Raw genomic sequence first — 22,966 nt, 5'->3', positions numbered from 1 at the left:
CCATGACCTCAGCCGAGCTTCTGGTGCTGCTCACCGATGGTCGCGACCCGCTACCACGGAGTGTCCTCCGCACGGCCAGCCGTCTGGTGGAAGCAGACGCACCTGTCGATGTCGTCGCGATGCCGGCGGTTGCACTGGCGAGGATGATCGACACGACGTACGCCGAGTCGACAGACGGGCTCGCGCGAGTGGCAGACGATGTCCGTGCCTTTGCGGACACCCCGGTGCGTCTTTGCCGAGCAGAAGTGGACGAGGATGTCCTGCTGGTGGTCCTCGCAGCAGCTGAGCCCATCGTGATCAGTGTGTTCGTCCATGATCGAGCCGCGCAGCGAGTGTCCATCGGACACGAGCCGCTCGAACGGCTCCTGCGCCGATCGAGGTCATCGAATCGTGCGGTTGCGCTGGATGCGCTCCGCGGTCTCTCTCCAGAAGCAACGTTCGCGTGCCATCGGCAGGACGCGGTCAGGACTGCGAGCACTTTCGAACGGAAGTACTCGGCCGCTGTGCATAGCGGCGTCGACGTCGATGGGCTCGATGAGTTCGTTTCCGCCCTGCGAAGACAGAACGGCGAGGCAGTTCTCCTGCTGGACCTACCCGCGGCGGACGGAGGTCTGATCGTCGGTGTTCGGGAAGACCGATCGGAGGTCCTGGCGGTCTTGAGCGTCCGCGGCCTCCAGAGTTGAGTCGGCCACGATAGTGGACGAGATGGACGAGCATCCTCGACCCAGGGCGCTGTCACTCGCCGGAGAAACAGTGGACTTCGTCGGGGTCGACTACATGGTGACATTGCGATTCTCGAACAACGCGAGCACGGCGTTCGAAGCCGCGTTCACGGTGCGGGAACCGGGTGGACCCTCTTTCGAAGTCATCCCAGACGGCGACAGGGCGTCGCTCGTTCCAGCCTTGCGTCTGCACACCGAGACGGTGATCGAGGCCCGGATCAAGGGAGAATTCCACATCCGCAGCGAGGGTGGCCCGACGAACAAATCGAATCCGGACGGACTCCTCTCGAATCGGAGGCATCAAATGGGCGACAAACGGTACGATGCAGCAGGAGGATATCCCTCTTGAGCGGGCAGTCGACGACCAACGATGTGAAGCCCGGTGACTTCCTCGCCATTCCCCTCGGCGATGGCCGCGCTGACATTGCGCACGTGGTGGACCAAACCACGCGCGCGCTGTACGTGGTCGTGTTCGACTGTCCGGTCAGTGCGTCTCCCACGCCTGAAGAAGTCGCGAGAGCACGGACGGCGACCCCTCTCTTCGCAACCCTGACGTTCGACGCCCGGGTTCGACCAGGAATGTGGACCATCGTTGGCAGCTCGCCCCCTGATCCGGACCATTTCCTTCCTGCTTTCACCTACGCTGCTGCCGAGACGAACGGCGTCTGGGTGACTGACTTCCACGACTCACGTCAGCGCCCGGCCACGGAGGACGAGTCCAAGTCGATCCCACGGCGGACGATCAGGTCACCGATGGTTCTTGAGCAAGCGGTGCGTGCACACGAAGACCTCGCGCCCTGGTTACCGGCGTTCGAAGAATTGCGCTATCGACCGACCCCGACGTCACGCCAGCTCTTCGGCCCTTGATCCGCTCTCCCGAACACGTGAGAGTACAGTTTGTGGACCCGGAGAAATCCACGGGTGAGGACGAGTACATGCAATCAGAGGCAACATGAGGACGGAAGACGAATCACGCCTGCGTGATCTGGTGAAAACCTGTTTCGCTCACCTGAGTTCGTCGGAATCACGGACGTTGCAGAGCCAAGCGCAAGCGATCCGAGGCTTCCGACCGACCGGTCCGAGAATCTGGCAGATAGATCTGGATGACTCGCCTCGGGCAAGGTTGCCAGACGCCCCACTCCCGATTGAAGCATTTTACGTGGATGACGATTCCAAAGTATCGGGGGAAATGATGATCTGGATGAAGAAAGGAAAGGTCGACAGTCTCGAACTCCCGTGGTTCACAGATGCGATGCCGAATGAACTCCCCCGGACGGATCAGCTCCTGTTCGAGGCTTGAACGCGCACGACCTCGGACGAGTAGATGATCATGACCCGTAACACGACAGAACCCAGCGGGTTCGCGACGACCGTCGAGGGCGCGGTCGCCCTCGACTTCATCGGCGTCCACCTCCGGCTCGACCTGCGCTTCACCGATGGGTCCAGCGTGCAGCTCGAATCTGCATTCACCATCACGGACCGATCCGGGGGCAGCGTGGTCGTCGATCCGGAGCGCAAGGACTCGCTGCTCCCCGTTCTGCGGCTGTTCGGCAGAGAACTCGATCGGCGATCGGTCGAGGGCGACACGCTCACACTGTTCTTCGCTGACGGAGCGACCCTCGTCGCCGGTCCGGACGGCGAGTTCGAGTCCTGGCACGTCTCCGGGCCGAGGGGGCGCCCGGTTCGTGTCAATCCGCTGGAGGGCAGTACGAGCCCCGGTGCGGAAGAAGCCCTGAGGATGCGGGTTCCGGGTCCCTCCTTCGCGCTGGACATCGCCGGCGACACCGTCGACTTCATCGGCATGGAAGCCGACGTGACGATCCGCTTCTCGAGCGGTGCGTTGCTCCGGTTCGAGACCGACTTCGCGCTGACCGGCTCTGACGGGGAGCACGCGTTCCTCGATCCCGGTGACAAACCCTCCCTGCTCGCCCTCCTCGCTCTGCACACCGAGGTCGTGTCGGACGGTGTAGTCACGGGCTCGCGGATCGCCATCCGGTTCGCCTCGGGTGCGTTGCTCGAAGGTTGGTCGAACCGCCGAGGCCCGTCCTGGCACTACAGCGAACCGGGGCGCGCACGGGTCGACATCGTTGGCCTGCCCGACGGCGAGGTCCGGTACCGGCACAGCCCGTCGTCCGCGGAGATCCGACGGTGACGGGCGCGCCCCCGGACATCTCGATCCGCCATCTCCGAACGGTCACCATCGAATCGACCGTGGAGCTCCCGTACGGTGTCGTCGAGATCCTCGACGCTGTCGGGCCGGACACGGATGTACTCGTCTCCGACGTGTCCGCACGCTCGTTCGCAGCGGCCACCCGGCGGAGCTACTCGAAGCAGGAGCCGAACCTCGTTCCGTTCATCGACCCACTCGAAGCCCTCGGGGACGACCTCGTCCTGATCTGTCAGGTCGAGCACGGCGATGAACTCGTGACGGTCGTGTTGCGCGCGACGGACCAAACGCTCGTGGCAGCCACGGCGATCGACCGTTCCGTCGGGGTCGTCCACATCACGGTCCAGGAGCTGTGCGCGCGCCTCCGCGCATCAGACGCTCCGGGGGTGGAACTGGCGCTCGAGGTGGCATCGCAGTGTCCGGCCGAGGAACGGCTGCGCATCTTCGAGCAGGGCGCGCTGTCGACGGCACGGACCTTCCTGACGAAGTACACGATGGCCGCGGAGAAGGGCTTCGACGTCCACGGACTCGACGGGTTTGGACGTGCGCTTGTGCCGCTCGGCGACGAGCAGCCGGGGTTCTGCATCGTGCAGGCTGACGCCGCGGTCGCGATCACGGCGTTCACGCCCGGCAGGACCGACGTCCTCGCTGCCATGAGCGTGGGCGGCCTCTCGCCCCAGACCGAGACGACAGAGGAGACCGGATGACCATGACAGCGCCGAACGACCTCGAGATGCTCGCTTACACGATCCCCGCTGATCACATCGTGCTGCCCGACCTGGTGCAGTTCTTCTCAGAGCTCCATTCACCAGAGCTCGTCTGGGTCCTCACGACCCTGTACGCCGTCACGTCCCCCGACCAGCTGGTCGAGGCGCTCCCACTCGAACGCCGTGTCAACGCGGCGGAGGAACCAGGGCTCATCCTCAGCCATGCCGAGGCGACGGAGGTCGCTGACAGCATCTGGCAGCTCATCGACGGCGAGTTCCTCGGCTACCTCCCCGGCACGGACCTGACCGACGAGTCGAACCTGGTGGTCCGGATCGACGCGTTCGACAGCGGGGAGTGGACAGTGACGGTCCGACCGCCGCTCACGACGATGAGCGATGCCTTCGACCGGACGCACGGCCCAGCGCAGCCGGGCCGACCGGCGACTCGTCTCGAGGAGTTCGGGCCGCGACAGCAGACGACGCTCTAGACACTCGCTTCGTAGCCGTCCCACTGCGCGCCGGGCGTCTCGGCGGTGATCCCCTCGAAGAACTGCACAGCTTCGCCGAGTCTGGCGTCGTCGACGAGCACGTTCTGCTGATCAGCAGCGACGTACCACTCCGCATCGGACGGCTTGACCGCGATGTTCCACCCGGCGGCGGCGATCCGCTCGGAGGCTGCCCTGGCGCTGCCTTCGTCCGGGAAGTACACGAAGTGCACCCAGTCACGCGGCTGGGACAAGTCCCCGCCCCGCAGCACGATCTGCTGCAACACGGGGTTCGTCGGCAACGAGGGCACCGTCTCGGGACGCTTGCGGAACGGCCACATGGGTCGAGTGTCGCAGACGGCACCACCGACGGACGGGAGGCGCGGTGTCAGCTGACACCGCGCCTCCCGTCCGCCCTTCGGTCGCGTCTACCGCGCGCTGGCCGCCCCGCGCCGCTGGACCACCTCGGTCAGCCACGCGAGGATCCGCGCGTCGAACCAGTCGGCGTCGTGGTTCCAGAGCTTGGTGTGCCGGGCCGTGGTCTGCACCTCGAGCCGGACCAGGTCGGGTCGGGCGCGTGCCAGGTCGTGCGACGCGGACGACGGCACGAACCCGTCGTCGTCGCTGTGCAGGAGCAGGATCGGCACCGTCAGCTCGGCGGACCGGGTGACCATGTCGAGCTCGCGCAGGTCGACGGGACGCTGCAGGCCGGCCAACCGGTAGAGCACCGGCGTGCGGAGCAAGCGCTGCGCGACCTTGCGGACCGGCCGCGGCAGTCCCATCAACTGGCTCTGGGACTTGAGCACCGCGTGCCAGTCGACCACGGGCGACTCGAGCACCACACCGTCGACGAGTCCGGCGAACCGCGATCGCAGCAGGGTCTGCAGCACGACGGCGCCGCCCATCGACCACCCCATCAGCACGACGCTCTGGGCGTTCTGGGCACTGAGCCACCGGAGGACGGAGTCGATGTCCTCCCACTCGGTGCTGCCGAGGCCGTAGCGGCCGTCGACGCTCGGCGGTGCGACGCCGTCGTTCCGCCACGACGCGAGGACGACCGAGTAGCCGGCGGCACGGAAGACGGGGACGGCGCGGATCGTCTCGGCGCGGGTGACACCGCGGCCGTGCACCAGGACGGCCCACGGGGCGTCCGGGTCGTCGGCACGGACGACCCAGGCCGGTGCGGGGCCGTTCGGGGTGGGGATGTCGATGTCCTCGACGGGCACGTCGAGCTCGCCGGGGGTCAGGTAGAACCAGCCGCCCCAGCGACCGCGGCGTGCAGCGGTCGGGTCGCCGGCGTCGATCGCGATGATGCGGCGCGTGACCGTGGTCTCGGTGGTGCCGAGGACCTCGCCGACGCGCATGTGCCCGGTGCCGGCGCCGAACCAGAGGGAGTAGCGGCCCTGCAGCTCGGTGTCGGCGGTCCGCTCGATGGTCACCGTCATCCGGACCGGGTCGACGGCGTGGATCGGGACGCGTTCGGTGCGCTTGCGGTCCGGGGTGACGACGGCGCGGGCGACGGCGGCGACGAAGCCACCGATGACGGCCGTCCCCACCGCGGCGGCGGCCAGACCGGCACCGAGGGCGATGAAACCGGCCGATCGTGCGGTCTCCTGGACGGCGTCCTCGGCGGGTCGCGCGGATCGGGACATGGCCCGGAGCCTAGTCTGCATGTGTGTCCGAAACCCGAGAGCCCGACGCCTTCGCGCGGCTCCGCGCGTTCGTGTCCTCCGGCAGCAGCCGCTCCGAGACCACCGTCACCGAGATCCCCTCGCCCACGCGGATCGCACCGTTCTCGATCGCCCTGGCGGCGGACGTGTCCGGCACCGCGCACGGCGTCGAGTCCGACCTCGGCACCGGACGGTTCATCGCCCTGTACGACCCCGAAGAACCCGAGGGCTGGGGCGGCGCGTTCCGCGTGGTCTCGTTCGCGCAAGCACCACTCGAACCCGAGATCGGTGTCGACGAGTTCGTCGCCGACGTCACGTGGAGCTGGCTCGTCGACGCGCTCGAGACGCACGGTGCCGAGTACGACCACGCTTCGGGCACGGCCACCAAGATCATCTCGCGCGGGTACGGCGACCTCGCCGCACAGGGCGACGGCGCCCAGCTGGAACTCCGCGCGTCGTGGACGCCCCGCGGCGACGACCTCACCGCACACGTCCAGGCATGGCTGGACATCGTCGCCATGCTCGCCGGTCTGCCTCCTGCCTCGGACGGCGTGACCCTGCTGGCCCCGAGGAGGCTCGCCAAGTGACCGACCCCGCCAGTTCGACCCCCGGTGCACCGGACTCCGCGTTCGAGGACTCGCACGAGGCCGTCAAGGTCATCGACTCCCGCGACGACTACCTCGACGCCGTCGCGGCGATCGCCGCCGGTCACGGGCCCGTCGCCGTCGACGCCGAACGCGCCAGCGGCTACCGCTACTCACAGCGCGCCTACCTGATCCAGGTGTTCCGTCGCGGTGCCGGTGCGTTCCTGTTCGACCCGATCCCGATCGGCGACTTCTCCGAACTGCAGGCGGCCATCGTCGACGAGGAGTGGCTGTTCCACGCCGCCTCGCAGGACCTGCCCTGCCTGCAGGAGGTGGGTCTCGTCCCGACCCGCATCTTCGACACCGAACTCGGAGCCCGCATCGCCGGGTTCCCCCGCGTCGGTCTCGGCGCCGTCGTCGAGCAGCTGCTCGGGATCACGCTCGCCAAGGCGCACTCGGCAGCGGACTGGTCGACCCGGCCGTTGCCGCAGTCGTGGCTCGTGTACGCGTCGCTCGACGTCGAACTCCTGCCCGACCTGCGTGACGCCCTCGCCGCGAAGCTCGACGAGGCCGGCAAGTCCCGGATCGCGGAAGAGGAGTTCGACGCGGTGCTGCACCGCTCCCCGAAGCCCGTCCGTGCCGAGCCGTGGCGCCGGCTGTCCGGCATGCACGCCCTCCGTGGTGCCCGCGCACTGGCGATCGCCCGGTCGCTCTGGGTCGCCCGTGACGAGTACGCCCGCGCCGCCGACATCGCTCCGGGGCGCACGATCCCCGACGCCGCTATCGTCGCAGCGGCAGCCGCCGCACCGTCGTCGCGCGCCGAACTCGGCGGCCTGAAGGCCTTCACGGGTCGCGCCAGCCGTTCCGAGCTCGATCGCTGGTGGGCCGCGGTCGACGAGGGCCTGACGACCGAGGACCTGCCGAAGCTCCGCGGATCCGGTGAAGCGACGCTCCCCCCGCCCCGCGCCTGGGCCGACCGCAACCCCGCGGCCGACCGCCGGTACAAGGCCGCACGGGCCGCGGTGACGAAGCGGTCCGAGGAGCTCGACATCCCGCTCGAGAACCTGCTCACGCCGGAGACCCTGCGTGTGGTCTCGTGGGCGCCGCCGTCGCCGCCGTCGACCGAGCTGGTCGGGGCAGCCCTCGCCGCACACGAGGCCCGCCCCTGGCAGGTGGAGGAACTCTCCTCGATCATCGCGTCGGCCTTTGTCGCTGCTGCACAGCAGCCCGCGCCGACGGATGACGTCGAGTCGTAGGAACCGCCCAACCGGCATGCGGCCGCCCAGCCTGGGGGCATAGCGTCGGGAGCGTCGCCGGGCGAGGCCCGGCCGGCCGGAGCGACCAGCGTTCCGGCCCGATCGATGAGGATCTGGGAGGCCCGGATTGCCAAAGGCATCAGACGTCGTGTTCGTGGACGGAGTACGGACACCGTTCGGACGAGCCGGCGAGAAGGGGGTGTTCTGGAAGACCCGGTCCGACGACCTCGCGGTGCACGCGATGCGCGGACTGCTCGACCGGAACGCCTCGCTCGACACCGCAGCGGTGGACGACGTCGCCGTCGCGGCGACCACGCAGCAGGGTGACCAGGGGCTGACCCTCGGCCGCACCGTCGGCATGTTGGCCGGCCTGCCGAAGTCGGTCCCCGGGTACGCGATCGACCGCATGTGCGCCGGGGCCATGACGAGCGTCACGACGCTCGCGGGTGCCATCGCCTTCGGTGCCGCGGACATCGCGATCGCCGGTGGCGTCGAGCACATGGGACGCCACCCGATGGGCTTCAACTCGGACCCGAACCCGCGGTTCATCGCCGAACGCATGGTGTCGAGCGACGCGCTGGTGATGGGGTCCACCGCCGAGCGCCTGCACGACCGCTTCCCGGCGATCACGAAGGACCGCACGGACGCCTACGCCGTCCAGTCCCAGCAGCGCTACGCCGCGGCGTGGGCCGCCGGCAAGCTGCAGCCCGACGTCATCCCGGTCGAGGTGAACAAGGGCGACGGGTGGGACGTCATCAGCACCGACGAACCGCCGCGTCCGGGCACCACGCTCGAGGCACTGGCCGCGCTGAAGACGCCGTTCCGCCCGCACGGACGGGTCACCGCTGGCAACGCCGCCGGCCTCAACGACGGCGCGACCATGAGCTTGCTCGCCTCGGCCGAGGGTGCCAAGGAACACGGCCTGCCGACGAAGATGCGCATGGTCTCGTTCGCCTTCGCCGGCGTCGAGCCCGAGGTCATGGGCGTCGGCCCGGTCCCCGCGACCGACAAGGCGCTGTCGAAGGCCGGCCTGTCGATCGACGACATCGGCCTGTTCGAGATCAACGAGGCGTTCGCGGTGCAGGTGCTCGCGTTCCTCGACAACTACGGGATCGCGCAGGACTCCACGAACGTCAACGCGTGGGGCGGCGCGATCGCCGTCGGCCACCCGCTGGCATCGAGCGGTGTCCGCCTGATGAACCAGCTCGCCGCGCAGTTCGCCGAGCGCCCGGACGTCCAGTACGGCATCACCACGATGTGCATCGGACTCGGCCAGGGCGGCACCGTCATCTGGGAGAACCCCGGCTTCAGCAAGTCCGCAGCACGTTCGGCTCGGAAGGGGGCATGAGCATGACCACCGTCGATACCGACCGTCTGTCCGAACTCAGCGAGGACGAGGTCGTCACCCACTCGTTCGTCAAGCACGTCACGATGCCCTCCGGTGGCACCCTGGCGCTCATCACGCTCGACAACGGCAAGGACTACAAGCGTCCGAGCACCCTCGGGCCGCGCACGCTCCGTGAACTCTCCGGTGTGCTCGACACCCTGAAGACCGAGGCGACGGCCGGCACGATCCAGGGCGTCGCGATCACCGGCAAGGAGTACTGCTTCGCTGCCGGTGCCGACCTGTCGCAGGCAGCGTCCGTGCCGTCGCGGGACGTGGCGCACGACCTCGCGGCCCTCGGCCACGCCACCCTCCGCAAGCTGTCCGACCTCGGCGTGCCGTCGTTCGCGTTCATCAACGGCATCGCCCTCGGCGGCGGGCTCGAGATCGGACTGCACTGCACCTACCGGGTGTTCTCGTCCGCGGCGCAGGGCATCGGCCTGCCCGAGGTCTTCCTCGGCATCATCCCGGGCTGGGGCGGCGCGACACTGCTCCCCCGCCTGATCGGTCCGGAGCGCGCGCTGCGGGTCATCGTCGAGAACCCCCTCAAGAACAACCGCCTGATGGACGGAGCGGCCGCGGTCGAGATCGGCATCGGCGACGCGCTGATCCCGTCGGTGACGTTCCTGCCGTCGGCAGTCGCGTGGGCCGACGGCGTCATTGCCGGTCGCGTGTCGGTCAAGCGGCCCAACGAACCGGGCATGCTCGAGAAGGCTGCCTGGGGCACGGTCGTCAAGGTCGCCCGTGGGCAGGTCGCGTCGAAGATCGGGACGGTGCCGAAGTCGCCGTTCCGCGCGCTCGACCTCGTCGCCGCCGCTCGCGGCGGTTCCCTGGAAGAACGGTTCGCCGACGAGGACGACGCCCTCGCCGACCTGCTCTCCGGTGACCAGTTCGCCGCATCGATGTACGCGTTCGACCTGGTGCAGAAGCGTGCGAAGAAGCCCGTCGGTGCTCCGGAGGGTGTCGAGCCGAAGAAGATCACGAAGGTCGGCGTCCTCGGTGCTGGTCTCATGGCATCGCAGTTCGCGCTGCTCTTCGCCCGACGACTCGGCGTCCCCGTCGTGATCACGGATGTCGACCAGTCCCGCGTCGACGCCGGTGTGGAGCGGATCCGCGGTGAGGTCGGCAAGCTGCTCGAGAAGGGGCGGATCTCCCCCGACGACGCGAACCGCATCACCGCACTCGTCAGCGGGTCGGTGTCGTACGACGCCTTCGCCGACGCCGACTGGGTGATCGAGGCCGTCTTCGAGGAGATGAGCGTCAAGCAAGAGGTCTTCCGGAAGATCGAGCAGGTCATCGCGCCGGACGCCATCCTCGCCACCAACACCTCGTCGTTGTCCGTCTCCGAGATGGGCTCGGTGCTGTCCGACCCGTCGCGCCTGGTCGGGTTCCACTTCTTCAACCCGGTCGCCGTGATGCCGTTGCTCGAGGTCGTCCGCACCGCCGACACCTCCGACGAGACACTCGTGACTGCACTCGCCGTCGCGAAGACCCTCAAGAAGACGGCGATCATCACAGCCGACCAGCCGGGCTTCGTCGTCAACCGGGTGCTCGCACGGGTCCTCGGTGAGGCGATGCGCGGCGTCGAGCAGGGCACCTCGTTCGACGTCGTGGCGGCCGGTGCCGCGCCGCTCGGACTGCCGATGTCGCCGTTCGAGCTGCTCGAACTCGTCGGTCTGCCGGTCGGAGCGCACGTGCTCGACTCGCACCACGCCGCTTGGCCGGAGCGCTTCTACCCCGGTGACGGGCTGAAGAAGATCGCCGAGTACGGGAAGATCCTGACCCGAGACAAGAAGGGCAACGCGACCGGGTACGACCCCGCCGCCGTCAAGCTCGTCGCGCCGTCGAAGAAGGACGCGAAGCCCGTCGACGCCGCCGTGATGCAGCAGCGCTTCGAGGACGCCCTGGCCGACGAGCTGCACCGCATGCTCGAAGACGAGGTCGTCCAGCACGTCGAGGAGATCGACCTCGGCCTGATCCTCGGTGCGGGCTACCCGTTCCAGGCCGGTGGGATCAGCCCCTACCTCGACCGCAGTGGGGCGTCCGAGCGCGTCTTCGGTGGGAGCTTCCACGAGCCGCTGATCGTCGGCCCGGCTTCCCGCTAGCCGGCGCGAGTCCCCCTCGCACAACCGAAGTCACCCCGAACCGCAGATCGCCGTGGTTCGGGGTGACTTCGGTTGTGCGCCGGGATGGAGCGCCGGCCTCAGGAACGCCCGCCCTGGCGTACGGTGCAGAAGTGACGCAGGAGTGGTGGGCACCGAAAGCTGCCGCAGGGCCGTCCGTGGTCCTGCCGGTCCCGCTCGACGCTGTACCGGCCCTGCTCCGGCGAGCAGTCGACGCCGTTCCGGGGGCCGCGGCCATGGAGATCCGCGACCACGGCGCCGTCATCGCCCGCCGGACCTCGTTCGCGCTGCGGGCCGAGAACATCGTCCTGACCTTCCGGCGCGAGTCGCCGTCCTCGTCCCGCGTCCGGATCCTCCGCGAGGGCCGCGACGGCCTCGACTCCGGCCAGGTCCTCTGGGTGACACCGATGGCGCGCGCGATCCTCGCTGCACTGCGGTCGGCAGCTGCAGAGGACACGGCAGCGCCCTCGTCGTGAGCCGCCGTCAACCGCCGACGCAGTCGTTGCTGCCGCTGAAGCACGGCGGCACCGACGGCCGTGGTGCCGGCGGCTCGGGCGGCTCGTTGTCGTACGACGTGAAGTACGCGGCGCTGTGCGTCACGACGAGCACGTAGTCCGCCCCGCTCGCCCGGACCGCGTCGTCGCGTCCGTCGACGCCGAGACCCGGTGCGGACTGCACGACGGACGACCCCTCCGACTGCCACAGTCCGAGTGACCCGTCCCAACCGCGGACCCGCACGACCGCGAACCGGTCCTGCCCGAGGTCGTTGCCGAGTGCGATCGACTGCCGCCCACCGATGTCGACCAAGTACGGTGTCGAGCCGTCCGGCTGGATCGCCTGTGCCACGAGGTCCTCGTCGGTCAGGCCGCCCGTGCGCAGCGCCGGACCGACGATGCGCACCGCGTCGACCGGTGTGGTCGCACCGTCGATCGTGTACACCGCCCCGGCGTCGATCCGACACGTCGTGCCCGCAGCGGGCTGGAAGAACCCGGAGTTGCTCGCGTGGCCGCACGAGTCGGTCCAGGTGGCATCGACCCGGTGGACCGCGACGGTGCCCTCCCAGTCGATCACTCGGTGCATCGTCTGTCTGGCGCCGATCCGGGCATTGGCACCGAGACCCGGCGTGACCGTGCCGTCGTTCATCGCTGCGCACCCTGAGGACAGCGCCACCACCGCGAGACCGATCGCCACCGCCGTCGTCCTGAACCCCCGTCGCATGCGGCGATCCTGCCAGACGTCCCCGAAGGACATGCCCCTGTCGGCATGTGTGACCCTCCGCGACCCGCCTAGCGGTCGGCGGACTCCCGCGACCGCGCGGGCTTCGCCTGCGGCAACTTCGTCCCGACGACCTGGTCGATCACGTCGCGGGCGATCGCCTGCGCCGTCAGCCCGACGTCGGCGAGGATCTGCGACCGGGTCGCGTGGTCGATGAACTCGTCCGGCAGCCCCAGCTCGTTCACACCCGTGTCGACCCCGGCGGCCCGCAGGTCCTGCCGGAGCCGGGTCCCGACGCCACCGACGCGCACGCCGTCCTCGATCGTGATGACGAGCCGGTGCGTCCGCGACAGCTCGATGAGCGAGCCCGGGATCGGGACCACCCAGCGTGGATCGACGACGGTGACGCCGATGCCCTGCGCCTCGAGCAGCGCCGCGGCCTCGAGCGCCGTCGGCACCATGGAGCCGACGGCCACGAAGAGCACGTCCTCGACGCCGTCCGCAGCGGCGTGCAGCACGTCCACACCGTCGGGGAGACGACGGACGGCGGGGATGTCCGGCCCGACCTGGCCCTTCGACCACCGGAGCACGGTGGGGGCGTCGTCGACGGCGATCGCCTCGCGGAACTCCTCGCGCAGGGTCGCTGCGTCACGGGGTGCGGCGATCCGGATGCCGGGCACGACCTGCAGCAAAGCAAGGTCCCACATGCCGTGGTGCGACGGCCCGTCCGGTCCGGTGATGCCGGCGCGGTCGAGCACGAACGTCACGCCGGCCTTGTGCAGCGCGACGTCCATCAGCACCTGGTCGAAGGCGCGGTTGAGGAAGGTCGCGTAGAGCGCCACCACGGGGTGCAGGCCGCCGTAGGCGAGACCGGCGGCGGTCGTCACGGCGTGCTGCTCGGCGATGCCGACGTCGTACACGCGGTCGGGGTGCTGCTCCTGGAACAGGTGCAGTCCGGTCGGTCGGAGCATCGCTGCCGTGATCGCGACGACACGGGGGTCCGAATCGCCCACAGAAGCCAGGGTCGACGCGAACACCGAGGTCCACGACGGACCCGACGCGGCGTCGAGCGACTCCCCCGTCTCCGGGTCGATGTGCCCGACGGCGTGGAACTGGTCGGCCTGGTCGCGCAGGGCCGGCTCGAACCCGTGGCCCTTCTCGGTGATCGCGTGCACGATCGTCGGGGCGCCGTAGGCCTTCGCCTGCCGGAGCGCCGCCTCCATCGCACGCTGGTCGTGTCCGTTGACCGGCCCGATGTACTTGATGTCGAGGTTCGAGTACAGCGCTTCGTTGTTCGTGAAGCGCGACAGGAACCCGTGCAGACCCCCGCGCATCCCGCGGTACACGGCCCGGCCGGGAGCGCCGAAGCGGTCGGCCACGGCCCGGGAGGTCTCGTAGAGCGCCCGGTACTCACGCCGCGTGCGCATGGAGCTGAGGAACCGCGCCATGCCGCCGATCGTCGGAGCGTACGAGCGGCCGTTGTCGTTGACGACGATGACCAGGCGGCGGTCGTTGTCGTCCGAGATGTTGTTGAGCGCCTCCCACGTCATCCCACCGGTGAGGGCGCCGTCACCGACCACCGCGACGACGGTGCGGTCGGTCTGTCCGGTCTGCCCGAACGCGCGGGAGATCCCGTCGGCCCAGGACAGGGACGACGACGCGTGCGAGGACTCCACGATGTCGTGCTCGGACTCGCTGCGCTGCGGGTAGCCGGCGATGCCGCCCCGCTCGCGGAGCTTCGAGAAGTCCTGCCGCCCGGTGACGAGCTTGTGCACGTACGACTGGTGCCCAGTGTCGAACACGAAGGGGTCGTTCGGCGAGTCGAACACCCGGTGCATCGCGAGCGTCAGCTCGACCACACCGAGGTTGGGCCCGAGGTGCCCACCGGTCTTCGCGACCTCGGCCACCAGGAACCGGCGGATCTCGGCGGCGAGTTCGGTCATCTGCACGTCGGAGAGACGCTTCAGGTCGCGCGGCGACGTGATGCTGCTGAGCAGGCTCACGGGCGCTCCTTTCGTGGGGCTGTCGGCCCACTCTATTCTCGTGGACTCGCATTCAACCGACCTCGCAGGCTCGGTCGGCGCTGGCGCCGCGCGCCGCTGGCGCGTCGCATCATGCGGAGCGCGCGGGAGGCCCGTGGCGGTGTCGCCACGGGCCTCCCGTCCGTCCTGTGGTCGCGTCAGCGACCCGTGCGCACGTCGCTCCTGTCGTTCAACGGACTCAGACGAGCGACCGGAGCACGTACTGCAGGATGCCACCGTTGCGGTAGTAGTCGGCCTCACCCGGGGTGTCGATCCGGACGACCGCGTCGAACTCGACCGGCTGCTTGCCGGCGGGCGAGTGCTCGCTCGGCGTCGCGGTGACGTGCACGGTCTTCGGGGTCCGGCCCTCGTTGAGCTCGGTCAGCCCCGAGATCGAGACGACCTCGGTGCCGTCGAGCCCGAGGGACTCGACCGTCTCGCCCGCCGGGAACTGCAGCGGGACGACGCCCATGCCGATGAGGTTCGAGCGGTGGATCCGCTCGAAGCTCTCGGTGATGACGGCGCGGACGCCGAGCAGGTTCGTGCCCTTGGCCGCCCAGTCGCGCGACGAACCCGAGCCGTACTCCTTGCCACCGAAGATGACGAGCGGGATGCCCTGCTCCTGGTAGTGCTGCGAGGCGTCGTAGATGAACGACTGCTCGCCGTCGGCGGTCGTGAAGTCACGGGTGTAACCGCCCTCCACGCCGTCGAGCAGCTGGTTGCGCAGGCGGATGTTCGCGAACGTGCCGCGGATCATCACCTCGTGGTTGCCGCGACGCGAGCCGTAGGAGTTGAAGTCCTTGCGGTCCACGTCGTGCTCGGCCAGGTACTTGCCGGCCGGGCTGTCCGCCTTGATCGAGCCGGCGGGCGAGATGTGGTCGGTCGTGACCGAGTCACCGAGCTTCGCCAGCACGCGGGCGCCGGAGATGTCCGACACCGCGTCGGGCTGCATGGTCATGCCCTCGAAGTACGGGGGCTTCCGCACGTAGGTCGACTCCTGGTCCCACTCGAAGGTGTCGCCCGTGGGGGTCGGCAGGTTCTTCCAGCGGTCGTCGCCCTCGAACACGGAGCCGTACTCGTGGGTGAACATCTCGGTGTCGATCGACTCGTCGATGACCTGCTGGACCTCGGCCGCGTCGGGCCAGATGTCCTGCAGGTAGACGTCGTTGCCGTCCTGGTCCTTGCCGAGGGCGTCCTTGTCGAAGTCGAAGTGCATCGACCCGGCGAGGGCGTACGCGATGACCAGGGGCGGGGACGCCAGGTAGTTCATCTTGACGTCGGGGTTGATGCGCCCCTCGAAGTTGCGGTTGCCCGACAGGACGGCGGTGACGGCCAGGTCGTTGTCCTGCACGGCCTGCGAGATCTCCTCGGGCAGCGGGCCCGAGTTGCCGATGCAGGTGGTGCAGCCGTAGCCGACCGTGTAGAAGCCGAGCTGCTCGAGGTAGGTCGTGAGACCGGCCTTCTCGTAGTAGTCGGTGACGACCTTGGACCCGGGGGCGAGCGTCGTCTTGACCCACGGCTTCGAGGTGAGGCCCTTGGCGGCGGCGTTCCGCGCGAGGATGCCGGCCGCCATCATGACGGACGGGTTCGAGGTGTTCGTGCACGAGGTGATCGCGGCGATCGCGACGGCACCGTGGTCGATCGTGAACGGGTCGGCCCCGTCCATCGCGACCTTCGTCGGGGCCGAGGCCGTCGACGGGGCGCTCGACACGTAGACGTGCTCGTGCAGGTTGGTGTCCTCGTTGGTCGAGCCCGCGGCGATCGGGTCGGAGGCCGGGAAGGTCTCCTCCACCGCGTCGTCGAGGTCGGTCTGCTCGCTCGGGGTCGTGTAGTTGTTCAGGTCGACCTCGAACTGGTCCTTCGCCTTGGACAGTTCGATGCGGTCCTGCGGACGCTTCGGCCCCGAGATCGACGGCACGACCGTGGAGAGGTCGAGCTCCATGTACTCGGAGTACGCCGGCTCGACCGAGGCGTCGTGCCACAGGCCCTGGGCCTTCGAGTACGCCTCGACCAGGGCGATCTGCGCCTCGTCGCGACCGGTCAGGCGCAGGTAGTCGAGCGTGACGTCGTCGACCGGGAAGATCGCTGCGGTCGAGCCGAACTCGGGCGACATGTTGCCGATGGTGGCGCGGTTCGCGAGCGGGACGGCGCTGACACCCTCGCCGTAGAACTCGACGAACTTGCCGACGACACCGTGCTTGCGGAGTTCCTGCGTGATGGTGAGCACCACGTCGGTCGCGGTCACGCCGGCCGGGATCTCACCGGAGAGCTTGAAGCCGACGACCTTCGGGATGAGCATCGACACCGGCTGGCCGAGCATCGCTGCCTCGGCCTCGATGCCGCCGACGCCCCAGCCGAGCACGCCGAGCCCGTTCACCATCGTGGTGTGCGAGTCGGTGCCCACGAGGGTGTCCGGGTAGGCGTAGGTCTCGCCGTCGAAGTCACGCGTGTAGGTGACCTTCGCCAGGTACTCGATGTTGACCTGGTGCACGATGCCGGTGCCCGGCGGGACGACCTTGAAGTCCTCGAACGCGGTCTGGCCCCAGCGGAGGAACTGGTAGCGCTCCCCGTTCCGCTCGTACTCGAGGTCGGTGTTGCGCTGGAGTGCGTCCGTGCTGCCGAAGAGGTCGGCGATGACCGAGTGGTCGATGACCATCTCGGCCGGGGACAGCGGGTTGATCTTGTTCGGGTCGCCGCCGATGTCCGCCATCGCCTCGCGCATGGTGGCGAGGTCGACGATGCACGGCACGCCCGTGAAGTCCTGCATGACGACGCGCGCCGGCGAGAACTGGATCTCGGTGTCCGGGTCGGCGTCGGGGCGCCAGGAGCCGAGCGCGCGGATCTGCGCCTCGGTGACGTTCTTGCCGTCCTCGGTGCGGAGGAGGTTCTCGAGCAGCACCTTCAGGCTGTACGGGAGCTTCTCGTGCCCGGGCACCGTGTCGATCCGGTGGATCGCGTAGTCGACACCCCCAACCGACAGTGTGTCCTTCGAGCCGAAGCTATTGACTGCAGCCACCGTGCCGCCTCCCTACTGATCGGTTTGCCCTCATCATCGCGGGCCGTGGTCCGTCCCACCAGCAAGGCAAACCTAATCCCGCTGGCGCCGGAGCGCCGGACGGGAAAGTCTCTTGATGTCGAGACAACTCTACACCGTGGCGGCGTCGTCCCTCCGCACGAACACGGTGCGGACCAGCAGCCAGGTGACCCAGAGCACGGCGGCGTAGAGCGGGACGCCGAGGATGAGCTTGAGGCCGGCGAGCAGCTCGACCTGCGCGGTGAGGTAGAGCGGCACCTCGACGGCCAGGCGGAGTGCGAAGAGCCCGACCCAGATCCAGGTGGCGACCGTCAGCACGCGGCGCTTGACCGGGTCGGCGCGCCAGTCGACGTGCGAGCCGTCCTCGTTCGCCGGCAGCAGGAACCCGACGACCAGGCCGATGAGCGGCCAGCGGACGGCCAGCGACACCAGGAGCCCGACCAACCACACCGAGTTGATGATGATCCCCGGGATGAAGTTGCTCTCGGCGCGTCCGGTGATGAGGGCGAGGCCGGCCGACACCGCGACGCCGAGGATGCCCGCGAAGGACATCGTCAGCGACTGTCGCTGCACCAGGCGGAGCACGACGAAGACGAGTCCGACGACGACCGGGATCACGACGCTCGGCACGAGCTCCTTCGTGATCGCGTAGACGACGAGGAACGCGAATCCGGGCAGCACCGACTCGGCGAGCCCGCGGATCCCGCCGACCGCTCCGAGCAGCGCGCGCCCGGAGGGCGCCTCGCCGGGGGCGACGCGGGCGATGCCCGCGTTCTGCACCGCGTCTCGGAACTGCGAGGAGAACGACGGCGCCGCCGGCGCAGCGTCAGGGATCCCAGCGGACGCGGGCACGGCTTCGGACCCGGCCGTCTCGGGTCGGTGGGTGTCGTCGTGTTCCGGCACCGTGCCTCCAGGGCGGGTCAGGTCGTCAGATCGCGGTCTGCGTCGACTTCGGCATGTGCAGCGGGATGAGGTCGCGCGGCGGCATCGGCGTCGTGCCGCGCACGACGACGACGCTGCGGAACAGCTCCTCGATCTCGCTCGCGTCGTCGGGCTGCTCAGCGGCCTTGCCGGCGATCACGCCGCGCAGGAACCACCGCGGGCCGTCGACGCCGACGAAGCGGGCCGGACGGACGCCGGCGGTGCCGCCGTCGCCGTCGACCGCGACCGGCACGGACGCGCGGAGCTCGGGCCCGAACGGGCCGTCGACCTCGGTCACGACACCGCCCTGGCGCTCGATCTGCTCGGCGATCTGTGCGCGGATCTCGTGCCACAGCCCCGTCGAACGCGGTGCGGCGAACGGCTGGACCTGCAGCGTCGAGTCGTCGTAGTCGAGCCCGACCGCGACGACGCGCTGCGAGCCCTCTTCCACCTCGAGGCGCAGGTGCAGGCCTTCGCGCGGCAGGACCTTCACGCCGCCCAGGTCGACGTACGGACGGACCAGGTTCGCCTCGGTCTCGTCGTGCGGGCCGTTCTCGGCACGGTCCTCGGGTGCGGACTTGTCCGTCGGGGCGACCCCGTCGACCTCGTCGAGGTCCGCGTCGGCGTCCGTCGCGATGTCGACCTCGGGGGTCGTGTCCGCGATCTCGACCTCGTCGGCGACGGCCTCAGCCACATCGACCTCGGCCACCTCGCCCTCGTCACGCTTGCGTCGACCGAACTTCATGCGCGCGTTCCTTCCTGAACATCATCGGCGGCGCCGGTCACGGCACCGCTCCGGTCACCGTAGCCGGACGAGCCGAAGCCACCCTGGCCCCGGACGCTGTCGGGGAGTTCCTCGACGTGCGTGTACGTCACCCGCGGCACGGGCATGACGATCAGCTGTGCGATCCGGTCACCCACGTGCACCTCGTACGGCTCGGACCGGTCGGTGTTGAGCAGCGAGACCTTGATCTCACCGCGGTACCCGGAGTCGACCGTGCCCGGGCTGTTGACGACGGTGATGCCGTGCTTGGCGGCGAGCCCGCTGCGCGGGACCACGAACGCGGCGTACCCCTCGGGGAGCGCGATCCGCAGCCCGGTCGCGGCCAGGTGGCGCTCGCCCGGCTGCAGCACGAAGGCCTCGGTCGAGACGAGGTCGGCACCGGCGTCGCCGGGGTGGGCGTGTCCGGGGCGGTTCTCCCCGGTCCAGAGGACGTCGACTGGTTCGGTCACGTGTCGAGGGTAGTGCAGAGACGTGACCCGACCGTGACCTGCCCCGAGTCGTGGTCGAATGGACCCGTGACCCTGTACCGCGAACGACTCTGGGCCCCGCCCGCCCTGTACCTGGCGACGGCGCTCGTCATCCCCGCCACCCTGCTCGTGTTCCTGCCCATCAGCGTGCTCGCCGGTGTGCTCGTGGCGATCGGCATGGAGCTCGGCGTCCTCGTGCTCCTGTGGGCACTCGCACCCACCATCGAGGTCACGGACAGCGAGTTCCGCGCCGGCAAGGCGCACCTCCCCCGCGCACTCGTCGGCAGCGTTGAGGCGTTCGAAGGCGCCGAGGCGACCACGCAGCGCGGCCCGAAGCTCGACGCACGAGCGTGGACGCTCTTCCGCGGCTACGTGCGCGGGGTCGTCAAGGTCGAGGTCCGCGACGACGCCGACCCGACGCCCTACTGGCTGGTCAGCGTCCGGCAGCCCACGAGGGTGGTCGAGGCGCTCCGGTCCTGACGGACCGCGACGGGCGGACGGGAGGCCCGGCGCGCGTCCGCCCCGCACCGTACGACGAAGGCCCCGCATCCTGGAGGATGCGGGGCCTTCGGTGATCGGTGCGTCTAGAGCGCCGCGCATTCCGCGCAGACCGGCCCGAGCTTCGACTCGTGGTCGAGCTGGGAGCGGTGCTTCACGAGGAAGCACTCGACGCAGGTGAACTCATCGACCTGCGGGGGCAGCACCACGACGTCGAGGTCGACGTCGCTCAGGTCCTGCCCGGCGAGTTCGAAGCTGCCGGGGTTGTCCGAATCATCGTCGACGACCCCCGACATCTTGTCGGGAACGCGCTCCTTGAGGGCCTCGATCGACTCCGAATCGGAGTTGTCATCGGTCTTCCGGGGGGCGTCGTAATCGGTGGCCATGCCCATCCATTTCTCGTATCGAGAGGTCGTCGCCGGGTGATCGGCGGCGACAGTTTGCACTACGTCCCGCCAGAGTGCAAACCGAGATCTGCGGCGGGTCGTCACGGCGCTGCAACCCGTGACCGGATCGGGACATTCCCGACACCCGTCGCCACTGATGCGCAGACTCCGCGGCACGCCCGTGCGCCTCCGTGGAAACCGTCCGCGACCACTGCATACTCACGGGGTACGACGCACGACCGTACGCGACGCTGGGAAGGCTGGACCATGCAAGACGTGAGAGTCATCGGAGTCGAGGCAGGCGCACTCCTCCTGGCGACCGACGGCGGTACCGAGTTCCGGTTGCCCGTCACGTCCTCGCTGCCGGGGCAGGTCCGTCAGGCCAACCCCGACGCCGGTCCGCAGAAGCGGGTCTCCCCCAAGGACGTCCAGGCACGCATCCGTGGTGGTGCCGACGCCGCCGACGTCGCGGCTGCGCTCGACGTCGACGTCGAGTACGTCCGACGCTTCGAGGGCCCGGTGCTCGCCGAGCGCGCGTTCGTCCTCGACGCCTCGCACCGCGTCCCGGTGACCCCGGTCGACGACGAGGCCCCCGACACGTTCGGTGCGGCGATCACCGCGAAGCTCGAGGCCGGCGAGGCCACCGCGATCAGCTGGGGCTCGTGGAAGCACCCGGAGAGCGGCTGGCAGGTCCGGGTCCGCTACACCGCGGCCGAGGTCGAGCACGACGCTCAGTGGCGCTTCGACCCGAAGACCTCGACGCTCGTGCCGGACAACGGCGACGCGCACCGGCTCTCGCACACCGACGACGAGGGCATCGCGCCCCGCCTGCGCGCCGTGGAGTACGAGCAGCAGGACGACGACGGCACCCGCTTCGACTCCGGCGCCTTCCGCGTCGAGGAAGAGGACGAGGCCGTCACGAACCCCGACGTCCCCGACCGCGCCCCGCTCCGTGCACCGCTGCCCCGCATCGGCCAGGCGGCCGTCGAGGAGCGCGCACCCGGCAACGAGACCGCCGACCTGCTCGAGGCGCTCCGCCGCCGCCGTGGGGAGCGCGAGGCCGCCTCGTTCGGCGAACAGCGTGACGAGCCGGCCCGCGGCACCTCGATCAGCGTCGTCGACATCCCGCTGCAGGGGTTCGAGGACGAGCCAGAGGGCGACACCGTCCCGCCGTCGGCCGACGCCCGTCCGGCATCGGCGCCCGAAGCCGAGGGCCGTGCGGAGCGCAAGAAGCGCAACCGCCGGTCGATGCCGAGCTGGGACGAGATCGTCTTCGGCACCCGCCCGGAGGACCCGGCCTGATCAGCTCGGACTGACCTGATCAGCTCGGACTGACCCGCGGCCGGCTGCTACTGCGCGAACGCCCCGGCGAGCCGCAGTGGGACGAACGTCTCCTCGTCGGTCATCGCGCCGTGCTGACCGATCATGCGCTTCGGTACCTCGCCGTCCCGCAGCGCGCGGTCGTCGTTGAACGCCCACGACCCGCGTGCCACGACGATCACGTCGCCGATGCGCGGAACGACCTGTGGCGCGACCGCACCGAACCACCCGGCGGCGATCGCCTCGTCGCGGCTCGCGACGTACGCCTTCTTGCCGTAGCGCGCCCGGAACGCCCCGACCAGCCCGCGCACGTCGGTGCCCGGCGCCACCGTGAGCTGGCGGCACCGCGGATCGCCCGCCACCCCGACGACGTCCGTCAACAGGAGCGGGTCGATGGCGATGTTCGCGTGGTCGGGCACGTCGAGCACACCGTGGTCCGCGGTGACCAGGACACCCACGTCCGACGCACCGCGGGCATCGAGGCGGGCGAGCTCGCCGTCGAGCAGCTCGAGCGTCGCCGTCCACCGGTCGGACTGCCACCCGGACTTGTGGCCGATCGAGTCGAGCTCCGGCACGTACAGGTACACGAGCGACCGACCGGTTGCGGTCTCGGCCAGGGCGGCGTCGATGCGATCCGGGATCGTGTCCGCCGACACGTACCGCGCGCCGCCGAGGACGTTCGCGGTCATGCCCGACGCCCGGTACCGATCGGGGCCGATGACGACGGGGTCGACGCCGAGCTCCGCGGCGCGGGTGAAGAGCGTCTCGGTGAGGAACCAGTCCGCGGGGACCTCGGTGTCCCAACCACCGAGCAGGTTCATCACGGCGCCGGTGTCCGGGTTCCAGCCGCTGTAGCCGACGACACCGTGCGTGCCGGGCGACCGTCCGGTGGTCAGGGTGCTCAGCGCCGCGGCCGTCGTGGTCGGGAACCCGCTGCGCAGCTTCTTCGCGGTGCCGGACCCCTTGGCGGCCGTGAGCCAGCGGGCGTGCCCGGCGCGCGCCGACAGCGCGACGCTCCCGAGGCCGTCGACCAGGACGACGATCGCGGAACGAGCGGGACGGAGGGCGATCCGGGCCTCCAGGCCATGGTCACGCGACCACGCGCCGTCCGCAGCCCCGAGCGCCACGAGGCAACTCGGGAAGACGTCGGCGAGGTTCGCGGCGGCGTCGGGGGCCGTCGGTACGCTTGTTCCCATTCCACAGAGTCTCCCAGACGACAGAG

24 protein-coding genes are annotated in these 22,966 nt (G+C 69.6%); 14 read left to right on the top strand and 10 right to left on the bottom strand.

The window, feature by feature from the left end:
• The first annotated feature begins 2 nt into the window (after nucleotides 1-2).
• The 7 genes from EDF53_RS06030 to EDF53_RS06010 all read left to right on the top strand — a co-directional run bounded on the left by EDF53_RS06030 (nucleotide 3) and on the right by EDF53_RS06010 (nucleotide 4,084).
• Nucleotides 3-683: a hypothetical protein gene (locus EDF53_RS06030; protein WP_123292704.1), complete on the top strand. Its 681-nt coding sequence runs from the start codon at nucleotides 3-5 to the stop codon at nucleotides 681-683.
• 22 nt (nucleotides 684-705) lie between these two features.
• Entirely contained in the window at nucleotides 706-1,071 is a 366-nt protein-coding gene (locus EDF53_RS19270) for a DUF6188 family protein (RefSeq protein ID WP_185020961.1), read from the top strand.
• Entirely contained in the window at nucleotides 1,068-1,589 is a 522-nt protein-coding gene (locus EDF53_RS19265; protein ID WP_185020960.1) for an Imm26 family immunity protein, read from the top strand. The genes EDF53_RS19270 and EDF53_RS19265 overlap by 4 nt, the downstream gene beginning before the upstream one ends.
• Nucleotides 1,590-1,881: 292 nt before the next feature.
• A complete protein-coding gene (locus EDF53_RS19260) occupies nucleotides 1,882-2,022 on the top strand; it encodes a hypothetical protein (RefSeq protein ID WP_185020959.1) in 141 nt (46 codons plus the stop codon).
• A gap of 30 nt (nucleotides 2,023-2,052) precedes the next feature.
• Nucleotides 2,053-2,874, top strand: a complete 822-nt coding sequence (locus tag EDF53_RS06020) for a DUF6188 family protein (RefSeq protein ID WP_148058285.1) — start codon at nucleotides 2,053-2,055, stop codon at nucleotides 2,872-2,874.
• A gap of 59 nt (nucleotides 2,875-2,933) precedes the next feature.
• Nucleotides 2,934-3,596 (top strand): hypothetical protein, encoded by a 663-nt coding sequence (locus EDF53_RS06015; protein WP_148058284.1) that lies wholly within the window; start codon nucleotides 2,934-2,936, stop codon nucleotides 3,594-3,596.
• On the top strand, nucleotides 3,593-4,084 hold the full coding sequence (locus EDF53_RS06010) for a hypothetical protein (protein WP_148058283.1): 492 nt from the start codon (nucleotides 3,593-3,595) through the stop codon (nucleotides 4,082-4,084). The genes EDF53_RS06015 and EDF53_RS06010 overlap by 4 nt, the downstream gene beginning before the upstream one ends.
• Here EDF53_RS06010 and EDF53_RS06005 read toward each other — a convergent pair.
• Nucleotides 4,081-4,422 (bottom strand): ribonuclease E inhibitor RraB, encoded by a 342-nt coding sequence (locus EDF53_RS06005; RefSeq protein WP_123292699.1) that lies wholly within the window; start codon nucleotides 4,420-4,422, stop codon nucleotides 4,081-4,083. The genes EDF53_RS06010 and EDF53_RS06005 overlap by 4 nt on opposite strands.
• An 87-nt stretch (nucleotides 4,423-4,509) precedes the next feature.
• Nucleotides 4,510-5,733, bottom strand: coding sequence for an alpha/beta fold hydrolase (locus tag EDF53_RS06000; protein ID WP_185020958.1), 1,224 nt, complete (start codon nucleotides 5,731-5,733; stop codon nucleotides 4,510-4,512).
• Between the two features lie 23 nt (nucleotides 5,734-5,756).
• Here EDF53_RS06000 and EDF53_RS05995 point away from each other — a divergent pair, with 23 nt between their 5' ends.
• The 5 genes from EDF53_RS05995 (at nucleotide 5,757) to EDF53_RS05975 (ending at nucleotide 11,574) form a co-directional block, all read left to right on the top strand.
• Complete coding sequence (locus tag EDF53_RS05995; protein WP_123292697.1) at nucleotides 5,757-6,338, top strand: DUF3000 domain-containing protein; 582 nt, start codon at nucleotides 5,757-5,759, stop codon at nucleotides 6,336-6,338.
• Complete coding sequence (locus tag EDF53_RS05990) at nucleotides 6,335-7,591, top strand: HRDC domain-containing protein (RefSeq protein WP_395873236.1); 1,257 nt, start codon at nucleotides 6,335-6,337, stop codon at nucleotides 7,589-7,591. Before EDF53_RS05995 ends, EDF53_RS05990 begins: the two co-directional genes overlap by 4 nt.
• 127 nt (nucleotides 7,592-7,718) lie before the next feature.
• Nucleotides 7,719-8,939 (top strand): thiolase family protein, encoded by a 1,221-nt coding sequence (locus EDF53_RS05985; protein ID WP_123292696.1) that lies wholly within the window; start codon nucleotides 7,719-7,721, stop codon nucleotides 8,937-8,939.
• Nucleotides 8,936-11,080: a 3-hydroxyacyl-CoA dehydrogenase NAD-binding domain-containing protein gene (locus EDF53_RS05980; RefSeq protein ID WP_123292695.1), complete on the top strand. Its 2,145-nt coding sequence runs from the start codon at nucleotides 8,936-8,938 to the stop codon at nucleotides 11,078-11,080. The genes EDF53_RS05985 and EDF53_RS05980 overlap by 4 nt, the downstream gene beginning before the upstream one ends.
• Nucleotides 11,081-11,211: 131 nt before the next feature.
• Nucleotides 11,212-11,574, top strand: coding sequence for a hypothetical protein (locus tag EDF53_RS05975; RefSeq protein ID WP_148058282.1), 363 nt, complete (start codon nucleotides 11,212-11,214; stop codon nucleotides 11,572-11,574).
• Between the two features lie 7 nt (nucleotides 11,575-11,581).
• Here the strand turns inward: EDF53_RS05975 and EDF53_RS05970 are convergent, their stop codons facing one another.
• The 6 genes from EDF53_RS05970 to dut all read right to left on the bottom strand — a co-directional run bounded on the left by EDF53_RS05970 (nucleotide 11,582) and on the right by dut (nucleotide 19,522).
• Entirely contained in the window at nucleotides 11,582-12,316 is a 735-nt protein-coding gene (locus tag EDF53_RS05970; RefSeq protein ID WP_148058281.1) for a hypothetical protein, read from the bottom strand.
• A gap of 68 nt (nucleotides 12,317-12,384) precedes the next feature.
• Nucleotides 12,385-14,316: a 1-deoxy-D-xylulose-5-phosphate synthase gene (gene dxs / locus EDF53_RS05965; protein WP_123292692.1), complete on the bottom strand. Its 1,932-nt coding sequence runs from the start codon at nucleotides 14,314-14,316 to the stop codon at nucleotides 12,385-12,387.
• Nucleotides 14,317-14,533: 217 nt separating this feature from the next.
• A complete protein-coding gene (acnA, locus tag EDF53_RS05960; RefSeq protein WP_123292691.1) occupies nucleotides 14,534-17,350 on the bottom strand; it encodes an aconitate hydratase AcnA in 2,817 nt (938 codons plus the stop codon).
• A gap of 129 nt (nucleotides 17,351-17,479) precedes the next feature.
• Nucleotides 17,480-18,271, bottom strand: coding sequence for a DUF3159 domain-containing protein (locus tag EDF53_RS05955; RefSeq protein ID WP_123292690.1), 792 nt, complete (start codon nucleotides 18,269-18,271; stop codon nucleotides 17,480-17,482).
• A 25-nt stretch (nucleotides 18,272-18,296) separates the two neighbouring features.
• Nucleotides 18,297-19,034 (bottom strand): DUF3710 domain-containing protein, encoded by a 738-nt coding sequence (locus EDF53_RS05950; RefSeq protein ID WP_260215223.1) that lies wholly within the window; start codon nucleotides 19,032-19,034, stop codon nucleotides 18,297-18,299.
• A complete protein-coding gene (dut, locus tag EDF53_RS05945) occupies nucleotides 19,031-19,522 on the bottom strand; it encodes a dUTP diphosphatase (protein WP_123292689.1) in 492 nt (163 codons plus the stop codon). Before dut ends, EDF53_RS05950 begins: the two co-directional genes overlap by 4 nt.
• 66 nt (nucleotides 19,523-19,588) lie before the next feature.
• Here dut and EDF53_RS05940 point away from each other — a divergent pair, with 66 nt between their 5' ends.
• Nucleotides 19,589-20,020 carry a DUF3093 domain-containing protein gene (locus tag EDF53_RS05940; protein ID WP_123292688.1) on the top strand — a complete coding sequence of 144 codons (432 nt, stop codon included), beginning with the start codon at nucleotides 19,589-19,591 and terminating at the stop codon, nucleotides 20,018-20,020.
• A 104-nt stretch (nucleotides 20,021-20,124) separates the two neighbouring features.
• On the opposite strand, the gene EDF53_RS05935 is transcribed toward EDF53_RS05940, so the two are convergent.
• A complete protein-coding gene (locus tag EDF53_RS05935) occupies nucleotides 20,125-20,424 on the bottom strand; it encodes a DUF4193 domain-containing protein (protein ID WP_031263038.1) in 300 nt (99 codons plus the stop codon).
• 267 nt (nucleotides 20,425-20,691) lie between these two features.
• Here EDF53_RS05935 and sepH point away from each other — a divergent pair, with 267 nt between their 5' ends.
• Nucleotides 20,692-21,726, top strand: a complete 1,035-nt coding sequence (sepH, locus tag EDF53_RS05930) for a septation protein SepH (RefSeq protein ID WP_123292687.1) — start codon at nucleotides 20,692-20,694, stop codon at nucleotides 21,724-21,726.
• Between the two features lie 47 nt (nucleotides 21,727-21,773).
• Here sepH and EDF53_RS05925 read toward each other — a convergent pair whose 3' ends face one another.
• Nucleotides 21,774-22,940 carry an alkaline phosphatase family protein gene (locus tag EDF53_RS05925; protein WP_123292686.1) on the bottom strand — a complete coding sequence of 389 codons (1,167 nt, stop codon included), beginning with the start codon at nucleotides 22,938-22,940 and terminating at the stop codon, nucleotides 21,774-21,776.
• Nucleotides 22,941-22,966: the final 26 nt, after the last annotated feature.

Origin of the sequence: Curtobacterium sp. PhB78 (assembly GCF_003751685.1) — a bacterium.
Classification (GTDB): Bacteria; Actinomycetota; Actinomycetes; order Actinomycetales; family Microbacteriaceae; genus Curtobacterium.
This window is presented reverse-complemented; position numbering and strand designations above follow the sequence as displayed.

Coding starts and splice junctions, on each gene's coding strand:
- EDF53_RS06030 (WP_123292704.1), top strand. CDS start 3: ATGACCTCAGCCGAGCTTCTGGTGCTGCTCACCGATGGTCGCGACCCG.
- EDF53_RS19270 (WP_185020961.1), top strand. CDS start 706: ATGGACGAGCATCCTCGACCCAGGGCGCTGTCACTCGCCGGAGAAACA.
- EDF53_RS06020 (WP_148058285.1), top strand. CDS start 2,053: ATGACCCGTAACACGACAGAACCCAGCGGGTTCGCGACGACCGTCGAG.
- EDF53_RS06010 (WP_148058283.1), top strand. CDS start 3,593: ATGACCATGACAGCGCCGAACGACCTCGAGATGCTCGCTTACACGATC.
- EDF53_RS06005 (WP_123292699.1), bottom strand. CDS start 4,422: ATGTGGCCGTTCCGCAAGCGTCCCGAGACGGTGCCCTCGTTGCCGACG.
- EDF53_RS06000 (WP_185020958.1), bottom strand. CDS start 5,733: ATGTCCCGATCCGCGCGACCCGCCGAGGACGCCGTCCAGGAGACCGCA.
- EDF53_RS05980 (WP_123292695.1), top strand. CDS start 8,936: ATGAGCATGACCACCGTCGATACCGACCGTCTGTCCGAACTCAGCGAG.
- EDF53_RS05970 (WP_148058281.1), bottom strand. CDS start 12,316: ATGCGACGGGGGTTCAGGACGACGGCGGTGGCGATCGGTCTCGCGGTG.
- EDF53_RS05950 (WP_260215223.1), bottom strand. CDS start 19,034: ATGAAGTTCGGTCGACGCAAGCGTGACGAGGGCGAGGTGGCCGAGGTC.
- EDF53_RS05935 (WP_031263038.1), bottom strand. CDS start 20,424: ATGGCCACCGATTACGACGCCCCCCGGAAGACCGATGACAACTCCGAT.
- sepH (WP_123292687.1), top strand. CDS start 20,692: ATGCAAGACGTGAGAGTCATCGGAGTCGAGGCAGGCGCACTCCTCCTG.
- EDF53_RS05925 (WP_123292686.1), bottom strand. CDS start 22,940: ATGGGAACAAGCGTACCGACGGCCCCCGACGCCGCCGCGAACCTCGCC.